The following is a 12,693-nucleotide window of genomic DNA, read 5'->3' on the forward strand; positions in this document are numbered from 1 at the left end:
CGAGGGCCGAGCACGGGCGAGCGGTCCGGGGGAACGAGCACGGGCGAGCCGTCCGGGGAACAGGCGTGGCGGAGCCGTCCGGGGCTGTCGGCGCGTCAGTGGGGCGTATTTGTCGTACTTTGGCAGTCCGTCCTTCGCCAGCTCCCCGGGAGAAGCCACATGCCAGGCGCCATCCACGCCGAAGGGCTGGTGAAGACCTTCGGGGACGTCAGGGCGCTGGACGGCGTCGACCTCGACGTGGCCGAGGGCACCGTCCTGGGGCTCCTGGGGCCGAACGGCGCCGGGAAGACCACCGCCGTCCGGGTGCTGACCACGCTGCTCCGGCCGGACGCCGGCCGGGCGGTCGTCGCCGGGCTGGACGTCGTCAGGCAGCCCGACGAGGTCCGCCGCTCCATCGGCCTGTCCGGCCAGTTCGCCGCCGTCGACGAGTACCTGACCGGCCGGGAGAACCTGCGGATGGTCGGCCGGCTCTACCAGCTGCGGGGCCGGCAGGCGAAGGCCCGGGCCGGCGAACTGCTGGAGCGCTTCCACCTCGCCGACGCCGCCGACCGGCCCGCCAGGACGTACTCCGGAGGCATGCGCCGCCGGCTGGACCTGGCCGCGGCCCTGGTGGTCAGCCCGCCGGTGATGTTCATGGACGAGCCGACCACCGGCCTGGACCCGCGCAACCGCCAGCAGATGTGGGAGGTCATCGAGGAACTCGTCGCGGCCGGCACCACGTTGCTGCTGACCACGCAGTACCTGGAGGAGGCCGACCGGCTCGCCCACGACATCTGCGTCATCGACCACGGCAGGGTCATCGCCCGCGGCAGTTCCGACGAACTCAAGGCCCGCACCGGCGGTGAGCGCGTCGAGGTCGTCGTGCACGACCGCGCCATGACCGGTACCGCCGCCGAGGTGATGACCGGCTTCATGGCCGGTGGCGCGTCCGGCGGCGGGGCCACCGTCGAGCAGCACACCCGCCGCATCACCGTCCCGGTCTCCGGCGGCGCCAAGCTGCTGGCCGAGGTCATCCGGGAGCTCGACGCGCGCGGCATCGAGATCGACGACATCGGGCTGCGCCGCCCGACCCTGGACGACGTCTTCCTCTGGCTCACCGGCCACGCGGCGCAGGACGCCGGAGCCGCCGAGGACGCCGGAGCCGCCCGGGACGCCGGCCCGGCCGCGGAAGAGCGGGACGGCCGGTGAGCGTCGCGACCGGGGCCGTCGACCGCCACCGCGCCCGCCGGCCCGTTCAGGCGGTCCGCGACTCGCTGGTCGTGGCCCAGCGCAACCTCATCCGCATGAAGCGGATTCCCGAGGTGGTCGTCTTCGCCGTGATCCAGCCGGTCATGTTCGTCATCCTGTTCAGCTACGTCTTCGGCGGCGCCATCCCGGTACCCGGGGAGAAGGGCGCGGGCGGCCCGCTGGTCTACCGCAACTACCTGATGGCCGGCATCTTCGCCCAGACCGTCACCTTCGCCACCGCCGGCGCCGGAGCGGGCATCGCCGACGACATGCACAAGGGGCTGATCGACCGCTTCCGGTCCCTGCCGATGGCCCGCGGCGCGGTGCTCACCGGCCGGACCATCGCCGACCTGGTGCAGACCGCGCTGACCGTCATGGTGCTGGCGGTGGTCGCGGTGCTGGTCGGCTGGCGGATCCACGACGGCGTGCCCAGGATGTTCGCCGCGTTCGGGCTGCTGCTGTTCCTGGGCTACGCGTTCTCCTGGGTCGGGGCGCTCATCGGACTGACGGTCCGCACCCCGGAGGCGGCCACGTCCGGCGGCCTGATCTGGCTGTTCCCGCTGACGTTCGTGTCGAACGCGTTCGTGCCCACCAGCGGCATGCCGCCGTTCCTGCGGGCCGTCGCCGACTGGAACCCGTTCAGCGCCACCGTGCAGGCCTGCCGTCAGCTGTACGGCAACCCGCAGGGCATCGTCTCGCACGCCTGGCCGATGCGGCACCCGGTGTGGGCGTCGCTGATGTGGTCGGTGGTGATCATCCTGGTCTTCCGCGGCCTGGCGGTGCGCAAGTACCGCACGGCGACGGCCTGACCGCCGCCGGCCGCTCCCCGTCCCCGGCTCCCCGTTCCCCCGCCTCCTGCCCGGTCACCGGTACGCCGGTGACCGGTGCACCGGTCCCGTCAGGAGCCGCCCGCGGCTTGCCGGGGGGACCGGGTCGGCCCCGGCAGGGCCCGGACTCAGCCCTGGTAGGGCTTGGCCCCCAGGATCTTCACCGACGCCTTCTTGCCGTTCGGCATCTCGTACGTCGCCTCGTTGCCGGCCCGCTTGCCGCTGACGGCGGACCCCAGCGGGGACTGCGGGGAGTAGACGTCGATCTCCGAGGAGACGTACTCGCGCGAGCCGAGCAGGAAGGTCATGGTGTCGTCCGGGTCGCCGTCGAAGGCGATGGTGACGACCATGCCGGGGGCGACGACGCCGTTGTCCGCGGGCGCCTCGCCGACCTTGGCGTGCTGAAGCAGTTGGGTCAGCTGGCGGATGCGCAGCTCGAGCTTGCCCTGGTCCTCGCGTGCCGCGTGGTAGCCGGCGTTCTCCTTGAGGTCGCCCTCCTGCCGGGCCTCCTCGATCTTGGCCACGATCTCGTCGCGTGCGGGACCCGACAAGTGCTCCAGCTCCGCCTTGAGCTGGTCATGCGCCTCCTGGGTCAGCCAGGTGACGCTCTCGCTGGTCTGGGTCACGGGTACTCCTCGTCGGTACTCGGCTTGGTTCGGTGGTGCGGGCGCTACGGGGGCGGAACGCGCCCGGCCGGCGCCTCAATGTGAAACACGCCCCTCCCCCCAGCTTGCGCCGAGCGGGACGAGCGAAACCACGAGCGTAACAATTCCCGCCGAAAGGCGGGAGACATAACCGCGACCACGGGCCGTCATCGGCCTCGTGCGACGGGATCGGCCCAGGTCAGCTGGTGGAGACCGGCGAACAGCCGACGAGTTCGGCATCCGTGGCGCGCCCGGTGGTGCGGATGGTCACCACGGTGTCGACCGTGCTGCCGTGCGCACCCACGGTGACCGCTTTGCGCCCCACCTCGGACTGGTCGACCGCCAGCGAGCGCACCGTGCACTGCACGGTCTGGTCCGTCTGCTTGTAGACCTGCAACTGGGCGCGGACCTCGGAGGCGGAGACCACCTTGAAACTCACCACGTCCGCGTTGACGCTGTCACCGCGGGTGTACATCCAGCCGCCGGCCACCAGTGCGATCAGCATCAGCGCGCCGCACACCCAGGCCAGGCCGCGCAGCCGCCGGTCCGCCGCGGCGTCCGCGGAGCGCCCGTAACGGCCCTGCGGCGGCTTTTCGCGCACGGCGGTCATGACGGTTTCCTCCTGGGGCGGGGGCCACGGGATTATTGACGGCCCCGCGTCGGTCACTATAGATGGCGGCTGTGGGCGCCACGACAGCCCACCCATGACCCTTAAGGATCTTGCCTTGACCGAGCAGCTGCGGCTGATGGCCGTACACGCGCACCCCGACGACGAATCCAGCAAGGGCGCGGCGACGATGGCCAAGTACGTGGCCGACGGCGTCGATGTGCTGGTGGCCACCTGCACCGGCGGCGAGCGCGGCTCCGTGCTCAACCCCAAGCTCCAGGGCGACCCGTACATCCTGGAACACATTCACGAGGTGCGGGCCAAGGAGATGGAGGAGGCCCGGCAGATCCTCGGCGTCAAGCAGGCGTGGCTCGGCTTCGTCGACTCCGGCCTGCCCGAGGGCGACCCGCTCCCGCCGCTCCCGGAGGGCTGCTTCGCCCTGAAGGACCCCGAGGAGGCGGCCGGCGCGCTGGTCGCGCTGATCCGCGAGTTCCGCCCGCACGTGATCACCACGTACGACGAGAACGGCGGCTACCCGCACCCGGACCACATCATGACCCACAAGATCAGCATGATCGCCTTCGACGCCGCCGGCGACCCCGAGCGCTACCCGCAGGCGGGCGAGCCGTGGACCCCGCAGAAGCTCTACTACAACCAGGGCTTCAACCGGGAGCGCACCGTCGCCCTGCACGAGGGGCTGCTGGCCCGCGGCATCGAGTCGCCGTACGGCGAGTGGCTCAAGCGCTGGGACACCGCGGACCGCCCGGAGCGGCAGCTGACCACCCACGTGCCGTGCGCCGAGTTCTTCGAGATCCGCGACAAGGCGCTGATCGCGCACGCCACCCAGATCGACCCGGACGGCTTCTTCTTCCGCGTCCCGATGGACATCCAGAAGGAGATCTGGCCCACCGAGGAGTACGAGCTGGCCCAGTCCCGGGTGGACACCACGCTGCCGGAGTCGGACCTGTTCGCGGGTGTCCGCACCGCTGGGTAGACAATGGCTGATGTGAACGCATTCCTCGCCACCGCCGCGGCCCACCCGGCCCTCGTCCACCTCGCCGACGTCGATGACAACAAGGTCACCCCCGGCCTGCTCGGATTCGTCGTCTTCGCGGCGCTGGGCGCGGCGGTGTGGCTGCTGATGAAGAGCATGAACAAGCAGTTCAAGAAGGTGAACTTCGAGGTCGAACCCGACGAGCCGAAGGCCACCGCGGCGGCCGGCGCCCGCCGCGACGCCGACGAACCGTCCGGCCCCGCGGGCGAGTAGGTCGGGCGGGTGAACGCCCGCCCGACCCGGCACTGCGGTCACCGGCGGCGCCGGCGTGCGGCGAAAGCCGCTGTCGACGTGCCGCGGGAGCCGCCGTCGACGTGCTGCGGGAGTCACCGCCGCCGTGCCGCGGGAGCCACCGCCGGCGTCAGCGCCGCGCGGGGGCCGTTCCCGGCGGGCAACGCCGCAGGAGCCGGCCCCGGCCCCGGCGCCGACCCCGCGCCCGCCCCGACCCGGGCGGGCGAATCCGTGCGCCCGCTCGCTCCGCCGGTTCGGCGAGCCCGCCCCCGTGGGTCGGCGGGTCCCGCTCCGGTGGGCCGGCGCAAGGCCGGCCGCCCTCACGCCACCGCGTCCCGCAGGGACATCCGGTCCCGGGCCGAGCGACCCGGGGTCATGCCCAGGCGCCACGCCTGCCACTCGCCGTCCCGGTCGACGCCGCGCGTCAGCGCCGCCGACCAGGCCGCCGTGTACCCGGTGAGCGCCGGGTCGCGGCCGTCGGGGTCGTCGGCGATCAGGGCCGCCAGCTCCTCGCGGGCCGCGTCCGCGCCGGCCGGTGAGATCTCCGGCAGCACCGTGCAGCGCAGGAACCGCGCCCAGTCCTCCCCGCGCCGGTCGCCCAGGCCGGCGAACAGCCGTTCCGCCTCGTCGGTCAGGTCCAGCGCCTGCGACCACCGCCCGTTGCCGGCGTCGACCACCGCCAGCTCCACGCACGACCACGCCTCACCGTGCGTGACACCGGCCGCCCGGAAGTCCTGCCGGGCGTCCTGCAACTGCTGACGGGCGAAGCCGCTGTTGCGCAGGTTGCCGGACTGCCGGGCGCGTTCGTCACGCAGCAGCCGGGCCGCGTGGTGCCGGGCGCAGGCCAGCCCGTAGACGTCCCTCATCCGGCTGAACATCGACCGGGCCCGCTCCAGCGACCGCAGGCCCTCGCCCGGGTCGCCGGACTCCTCCAGCGCCATGCCGAGGTAGTACAGCGTCCACGCCTCGCCGCGGGCGTCCTCGTTCTCCCGGTGCCGGACCAGCGCGCCGGTCAGGCCGGCGACGGCCGCCGCCGCGTCACCGCGTTGCAGACCGGCCCGGGCCAGCTGCGTCATCGTCCAGGCGGTGCCGCGGTTGTCGCGCGTCGCGGCGTACTCGCCGAGCGCGTGCCGCAGCTCGCCCGCCGCCCGCTCGACCCGGCCCAGCCGCAGGTACGCCTGGCCCAGTTGCAGGTGCGCCCACGCCATGCCGTGCACGCTCTCGTTCTCCGCGTGCAGCTCCAGCGCCTCGCGCAGCGTCTCGACCGCCTCGGTGACGTGGCCCTGGTCGCGCAGCACCGCGCCCAGCGCGTGCAGGGTCCAGGCCCGGTCGCCGCCCAGTTCCCCGCCGGCCTGGAGCTCCAGCGCCTCGCGCAGCCGGGCCGCCGCCTCGCCCAGCCTGCCCTGGTGGTGCAGGGTGACGCCGAGGCTGCCCAGTGCGCGGGCCGCGCCGACCGGGTCCGCCGCCTCGAAGTACCGGTCCACCACCGACGCCAGCGTGGAGTGCGCCCGGTCCAGCTCGCCCAGGTGCCGGGCCGCGACACCGGTGTGCCAGCGCACCGAACGGGTCAGCAGCCCGTGGTCGACCGCCTGCGCCAGCTCGTTGACCTCGCCCAGCCGGTACAGGTCGCCGCGCAGCAGGCAGTAGTCGCACAACGCGCCCAGCAGGTGCCGTACCGCCTCGGGGTCCACGCCCTCCGCGGTACGGACCGTGGCGGTGATGAAGCTGGACTCCTCGTCCAGCCAGCTCAGCGCCTGGTCCAGCGAGCGGAAGCCGTGCGCGCCGACCGCGCCGCGGATGACGGCGTCGGCCCGGGTGGAGGTCCTGCCGTCCACCAGCCGGATCACCGAGTCGGCCAGTGCCGAGTAGGTGCGGATCAGGCGTTCGCGCGCCGCGGTGCGCCCGGCCGGGTCCTCCTCGGCCAGCAGGCGCTCCTGGGCGAAGCCGCGCACCGCGTCGTGCAGCCGGTACCGGCTGCCGCGCACGTGCTCGACCAGCCCGGCCGCCGCCAGCTCGCCCAGCAGGCGCCGCGCCTGCGACTCCGGCGTCTCCCGGGTCTGCTGCGACTCCGGGGTCTTCTCGGTCTGCTGCGACTCCGCTGTCCGCGGCGTCCCCTGCGGTGCCCCGCCCTGCGGGGACGCCAGCAGCGAGGCCGCCGCGCCGGCGCCCAGCGACGCCCGGCCGGCCAGCGCCAGCAGCCGCAGCAACCGCCGCGACCCCTCCGGCAGGTCGGCGTAGCGCAGCGCCAGCGCCCGGCCCACCGGGTCCGGCTCGCCGCGCCCGGCCAGCGCGTCCGCCAGCTGCGCCGGGGTACGGCTGCCCGGGGCGCTGCCCAGCGACGACCCCGCGGTCCGCAACGCCAGCGGCAGGCCGCCGCACGACCGGCGTATGCGTTCGGCCGCCTCCGGGTCGCGGACGGCCCCCGCGCCGGCCAGTTCGCTCAGCAACTCCTCCGCGCCGGCCGCGTCCAGCGCCTCGACGGGCAGTTCGTACACCTCGGCGTTGATCCCGTCGAGCGGCACCGGCGCGGCCGACGTCACCAGCACCAGGCTGCCGGACCCGAGCGGCACCAGCGCGCGCACCTGCTCGGGGTCGGCGGCGTCGTCCAGGACCACGATGACCGGCACCCCGGCCAGGTGCTTCTGGTACTGCTCGGCCAGCCGCCGGGTGTGGCTCTCGCCGGACGGCGCCTCGCGGAACAGCAACTGCTCGCGCGGCGCGCCGAACCGGTGCATCAGGTGCAGCAGCGCCTCCCGGGTGGTCAGCGCGGTCTCGCCCGCCGCGCCGCCGCGCAACGTCACCACGCACACGCCGCGGAACCGGTCGCGCAACTGCCCCGCCGCGCGCACCGCCAGCGCGCTGCGCCCGGAACCGGTGGCGCCGTGCAGCATCACCACCGTCGGCCGGGTCGGGGTGGAGGCGCGGCTGTGCCGCACCCACTGGCCGATCGCCGCCAGATGGGTCGCGCGGCCGGCGAACGGGCCGACCGGCTCCGGGAGTTGCCCGAACGACCGCTCCAGCAGCGCCCGTTGACGCGCCGCCGCGCTGCGGTCCGAACGCCGCCCCGGCGCGGGGGAGTTGCCCGCGCGCTCCGGCACCGCGGGCGTGCGCGCCCCGGCCGCGACCCGTGCCGCCGGAACCGCCGCGGTGACCTGCGCCGGGACCACCGCACCGGAGCCCGCCGCACCGGAGTCCGCCGCACCGGAGTCCGCCGCGCCGGAGCCCACCGCACCGGAGCCCGCCGGGGGCGACGCGGCCGGCCGGGCGGGGGCCGCCGTGGCCCGCGCCAGCCACGGGCGGACCCCGCGGCGGTCCAGCTCGGCCAGCCACTCCTCGCGGGCGCGTCGGACACCGGAGGACGCGGCCCGCCGGCCGCGGAGCGCGTTACGCACCCCGCCCGCCACCCCGGCCACCGCGGCGACCGCGACCCCGGTGCCCAGGCAGGCGCCGGCGCCCAGGCCGTGCGCCAGGTCGGCGGCGAACGCGGTGACCCCGCCGACCCCGGCGACCAGCACGGGCGTGGCCGCGCCGCCGGTGCCGGGCGGTGCGGCGGACACCGCCGCCAGGTAGGCCGCGTAGGTGCCGGCCGCGGCCGGGGCGATCTCCCGGTCGAACTCCGTCCGGCCCGCCGCCAGCACCTCGTCGTGCGCACCCCCCGGCACCGCCGCGTCCACCGCCCGGCGCAACACCGCCTCGGCGTCCCCCCGGTCGACCCCCCGGAGCGCAGCGGAGGCGGCTGACGGTGAGGTGTGCAATGGCGTGGCGCTGGAGGGTGAGGCGTCCGATGGCGTGGCGCTGGACGCGGAAGTGGCTGACGGTGAGGCGCTGTTCGCAGAGGCGGCTGGCGGCGTGGCGCTGGACGGTGAAGTGGGGTGGTCCGGTCCGGGCGTTGGTTCGCTCATGGCGATTCCCCCTTCGAACGGGTCCCGCCGGCCCGGCGACGTATGAGGGTGGAAGCATGGCGAACCGACTCAGCCGCTCAACGTTCCCTTACCGCCGTCAGCACGCCGACAACCCTGCCGACCGGTGACCGCGGCCCCCGGGGCGTTCGCCGTTGCTCGTGCCCTGCCCCCGCACGCCGGAAGGCGGCCGCCCCCGAGGGGACGTCCGCCTTCCGCGAGCACGGCCGTGCCGGTGAAGCACCGTGCCGGCAGAGCATCGTGCTAGGGGAGCACCGTGCTCACTGCACCACCGACCACACGAAGGTGGCCGTCCCGGAGACCCCCTGACTGTCCGTGGCCGTCACCGTCACCGTGTAGGTCCCGAGCGTGCTGCCGGTGCCGGAGACCGTGCCGTTCGACGCGATCGTGGTGCCGGGCGGCAGGCCGGTCGCGGTGTAGGTGAGGCTCTGGGCCGTGTTGGAGTCCACCGCCTGCATGGCGAACGAGACCGCCTTGCCCTTCGGGCTGCTGTAGCCGAAGGGGTTGACCACGCCGACCGTCTCCGCGCCCGGCACCCCGGAGTTCGCGGTGACGTTCGCGCTGACCGCGGTGTTGGCCAGCGAGACGCCCGCGCCCGAGGCACCGGCCGCGATCTGGCCGGTGAGGGTCTGGGCCAGGCTGGTCGACCCGGTCAGCGGCAGGCTGTTGGACGCGTCCCCGACCTTGATCGAGTACGAACCCGCCTTGGCCTCCCACTGGTTGTCCGCCGCCGACCAGGAGGCCAGGTCGTGGATGTTCAGCGGGAAGGTGACCGTCGTGCTCGCCCCGGGGTTCAGCGTGACGCGCTGGAAGCCCCGCAGCTGCTCCGGCGGATCCGCGCTGGCGGCCGGATCACCGACGTACAACTGGGCGACGTCCGCGCCCGCCACCGAACCGGTGTTGGTGACCGTCGCGGTCGCCTTGGCCGTGCCGTTGGCGTTGAAGGCGCCGACACTGAGGTTGGAGAAGGAGAACTTCGTGTAGGACAGGCCGAACCCGAAGGGGAAGGCCGGGGTGATGTTCTGGGACTGGTACCAGCGGTAGCCGATGTCCACCCCCTCGCTGTAGACCGGCCCGGTCGGGGTGCCCGGCCACTGCGAGGTCGTCTGCGCCGGGACCTGGCTCAGGCTGGCCGGGAAGGTGACCGGCAGCTTGCCCGACGGGTCGGCCTGGCCGAAGATCAGCGCGGCCGTGGCGGCGCCGGTCTCCCCGCCGCCGTACCAGTTCTCGAACACGCCCGCGACCGAGTTCAGCCACGGCATGACCACCGGCGAGCCGCTGTTGATCACCACGATGGTGTTCGGGTTGGCCGCGGCCACGTCCTGGATCATCGTCTCGTCGGTGCTGGACAGGTCGAGCGTGGTCAGGTCGCTCTCCTCGCCCTCCGGGGCGCTGACGTAGACGATCGCGTCGGTGGCCGCCTTGGCCGCGGAGACCGCCTGCGGGATGTTGGCGGTGCCGTTGTCGTCGCCCGCGATGTAGGTGACCTTGCTCGTCCCGATCACGTTCTGGATGCCGGTCAGCGGCCAGACCGTGGTCGAGCTGTTGACCCCGCCGCTGCCGCCGCCGCCCAGTTCGACGCCGGCGCCGCCGTCGGTGCCGATCACCGCGACGGTCTCGTTCCCCGCCGGGTTGAGCGGCAGCAGGCCGTTGTTCTTCAGCAGTACCGTGCCCTCCTCGCCGAGTTGCAGCGCGGTCTGCTGGTGCGCCGCGGTGGTGACGGTGGCCGACAGCGAGCCGCTGGCCGGGTTGTCGAACATGCCGAAGGCGAACATCTGGGTCAGGATGCGGGAGACGATCGAGTTGACGGTCGCCTGGCTGAGCGTGCCGGCCGCCAGCGCGGCGGTGACGTCGCTCGCGTCGGAGAACGGCATCGCGATGTCCATGCCGCCCTCGGCGTCCGAGACGGCGTTGCCGGCCGCTCCCCAGTCGGAGACGACGAAACCGCCGTAGTTCGCCTGCTCGTCGAGCCCGTCCTGGAGCATGTCGGCGTTCGCGCAGGAGGGGGCGCTGTTGACCACGGCGTAGGAGCACATCATCGAGCCCGGCGCCGCCTGCGCGACGGCGGTCTGGAAGGGCGCGAGGTAGAGCTCCTCCAGCGACTGCTGGCTGACCGTCTCGTTGTCGCCGCCGTTCGGGTACTGCTCCTGGTCGTAGGCGGCGACGTGCTTGACGTCGGCCATCACACCCTGGCTCTGCAGACCCTGCACCTCCGCGGAGGTGATCTGGCCGGCCAGGAACGGGTCCTCGCCGTACGTCTCGTAGGTCCGGCCCCAGCGCGGGTCGCGCACCAGGTTGGTCGTCGGGCCGAGCGCGATGCTCACGCCCTTGCCGGCGAACTCGGCGCCCTTGGCCGTGCCCTCCTGCTGGATCAGCGTCGGGTCCCAGGTCGCGGCGGCGTTCTCACCGTCGGGGAACGCCGTCACGCCGCCGTTCCCGTCACCGACCCCGGACGGGCCGTCCTCCATGTTGAGCGACGCGATGCACAGGTTGGGGATGGCGTTGACCTGGCCGATGTAGGACGAACTGCCGTCGCCGGACAGCAGCGTGGCCGCTTCCGCGTCGTCCATGGTGTTGAGCACCTGCTGGACCCGCTGGGCGACCGGCGCGGTGGAGCCGACCCAGGGGCAGACCCCGTTGCCGCCGTTGCCGTTGCCGCCGGTGACCGGCGCGGTGGTGGTCAGACCGTAGACGTCCAGCTCGAAGATCGAGTCGCCGAACTGGGTGCCGCGGGCCGTCGCGTACACGCGGACGTAGCGGTCGGTCGCGGAGACGGGGAACGTCTCGCTCCCGCCGGTGGCCGTCGTCGTGGAGTACACCGAGGTCCAGGTGGAGTTGTCGTTGGAGACCTGGACCTGGAACGCCGAGGCGTACGCGGCCTCCCACAGGATGCTGATGCTGCAGATCTGCTGCTTGGCGCCGAGGTCGGTGTCCAGCCACTGCGGGTCGCTGGACGCGCTGGACCAGCGGGTACCGGGGTCGCCGTCGGTGGCGTCGCGGGCCGGGTAGTCGGTGGCGTCCTGGGTGGAGGAGGCGGTGGTCGGCTGGTCCAGCGCGAGGTCCTGCGTGCCGCAGTACTCGTTCGGGCCGGTACCCGTGCCGCCGCCTGATCCCAGGGTGAAGGCCATGTAGTGGAAGTTCCAGCCGTTGGTGTCCTGGTCGACGGTCAGCGTCTGCTGGCCGGCGGACAGGGTGAGGCTGGCGGTGACCGTGGCCCAGGTCTCGTAGCCGCCGGTGTTCGGCACGGCGACCGCGCCGGTCAGGTCGGTACCGGAGGCGTTGGCGATGTGCAGCGCGTCGGTGATCCCGTACGGCGAGGACACCCGGAAGGCGACGCTGTAGCTGCCGGCGGTGGCCACGTTGACGGTGTACTTGAACCACTGGTCCGGAGTGATCCAGCCCATGTCGTAGGCGCCGCCGGCCGGACCGGTGTCCTGCGTGTCCGCGGTGCTTTCGAGGTCGATCGCGTCGGAACGGTAGCTGGTGACGGTGCCGTTCGTGGCGGCGACGCTGTACGCCACGCCCTGGCCGCCGGTGTCGTAGTTGGCGGCCTGGACCGTGCCGGGCACGGCGGCCGCGGTGCCGCCGAACGGCGCGCTGCCGGCGGCCTGCGCCGCGGTACGCGCGCCGGCCAGCGACAGGGTCAGCATGGCCACGACCACGAGCAGCGCCCGTAGCGTGGGTCTGCGGCGGGGCGTTCGCGGTCTGCGGCGCGAGGGCGCCGGCGGCCGCGGGGGAGGGAGCAGTCTCATTGCTTTCCCTTCAGTTGCCTGATCGTCTTCTCAGGCACCGGGCCGCTCGGTCGGTCAGCGGGCCGACCGGCCCGGCCGGGGCCGGATTCTGTCCGAGAACGTCCATTGACCGCTCGCACGCGTGCGCCCGACGCTTTCGGGCGTGCTGACGCAGACCGGATCCACGGATGTCCGCAGCGGTGTGTCGGTGGTGATGCGGTGCCGGCCGGGCATGCGGAGGCATGGCGGGACCGTGGTGCCGTGGAGCGGCAGGGCAGCGCGCCGTACGTCGTTCCGCCCGCCGCGGAGGGTGTTCCCGGGGCGGGTGGAACGAGCCGTGAGAGCGCTCTCACCAAGTTGGCGCCCGGATTCGGCCCTGTCAAGCGTCTGCGACGGACCGAAGAAGTCGATCACCGCGGGACCCGGGACCGCGGGTGCGGTGGACCGCGGCG

Annotated in this window: 9 protein-coding genes; 5 read left to right on the forward strand and 4 right to left on the reverse strand. The window is 73.6% G+C overall.

Going from position 1 to position 12,693, the window contains the following annotated elements:
• Positions 1-159: 159 nt before the first annotated feature.
• Complete coding sequence (locus tag POF43_RS29840; RefSeq protein WP_271314222.1) at positions 160-1,188, forward strand: ATP-binding cassette domain-containing protein; 1,029 nt, start codon at positions 160-162, stop codon at positions 1,186-1,188.
• Positions 1,185-2,036, forward strand: coding sequence for an ABC transporter permease (locus POF43_RS29845; RefSeq protein ID WP_271323486.1), 852 nt, complete (start codon positions 1,185-1,187; stop codon positions 2,034-2,036). Before POF43_RS29840 ends, POF43_RS29845 begins: the two co-directional genes overlap by 4 nt.
• 146 nt (positions 2,037-2,182) lie before the next feature.
• On the opposite strand, the gene greA is transcribed toward POF43_RS29845, so the two are convergent.
• Complete coding sequence (gene greA, locus POF43_RS29850; protein ID WP_271314220.1) at positions 2,183-2,680, reverse strand: transcription elongation factor GreA; 498 nt, start codon at positions 2,678-2,680, stop codon at positions 2,183-2,185.
• A gap of 217 nt (positions 2,681-2,897) precedes the next feature.
• Positions 2,898-3,308, reverse strand: coding sequence for a DUF4307 domain-containing protein (locus tag POF43_RS29855; protein WP_271314219.1), 411 nt, complete (start codon positions 3,306-3,308; stop codon positions 2,898-2,900).
• Between the two features lie 115 nt (positions 3,309-3,423).
• Here POF43_RS29855 and mca point away from each other — a divergent pair, with 115 nt between their 5' ends.
• Positions 3,424-4,299, forward strand: coding sequence for a mycothiol conjugate amidase Mca (gene mca, locus POF43_RS29860; protein WP_271323485.1), 876 nt, complete (start codon positions 3,424-3,426; stop codon positions 4,297-4,299).
• Between the two features lie 3 nt (positions 4,300-4,302).
• Positions 4,303-4,572 carry a hypothetical protein gene (locus tag POF43_RS29865; RefSeq protein WP_271314217.1) on the forward strand — a complete coding sequence of 90 codons (270 nt, stop codon included), beginning with the start codon at positions 4,303-4,305 and terminating at the stop codon, positions 4,570-4,572.
• Between the two features lie 338 nt (positions 4,573-4,910).
• Here the strand turns inward: POF43_RS29865 and POF43_RS29870 are convergent, their stop codons facing one another.
• Positions 4,911-8,279 carry a tetratricopeptide repeat protein gene (locus POF43_RS29870; protein WP_271323484.1) on the reverse strand — a complete coding sequence of 1,123 codons (3,369 nt, stop codon included), beginning with the start codon at positions 8,277-8,279 and terminating at the stop codon, positions 4,911-4,913.
• Between the two features lie 70 nt (positions 8,280-8,349).
• Between POF43_RS29870 and POF43_RS29875 the strand changes: the two genes are divergently transcribed.
• A complete protein-coding gene (locus POF43_RS29875; RefSeq protein WP_271323483.1) occupies positions 8,350-8,538 on the forward strand; it encodes a hypothetical protein in 189 nt (62 codons plus the stop codon).
• Positions 8,539-8,770: 232 nt separating this feature from the next.
• Here the strand turns inward: POF43_RS29875 and POF43_RS29880 are convergent, their stop codons facing one another.
• The gene (locus tag POF43_RS29880; protein WP_271314226.1) at positions 8,771-12,160 is read right to left on the reverse strand and encodes a glycoside hydrolase family 3 C-terminal domain-containing protein; all 3,390 of its coding nucleotides are present in this window, start codon (positions 12,158-12,160) and stop codon (positions 8,771-8,773) included.
• Positions 12,161-12,693: the final 533 nt, after the last annotated feature.

Source organism: Streptantibioticus silvisoli, from assembly GCF_027947535.2.
GTDB classification, from domain to species: domain Bacteria; phylum Actinomycetota; class Actinomycetes; order Streptomycetales; family Streptomycetaceae; genus Streptantibioticus_C; species Streptantibioticus_C silvisoli.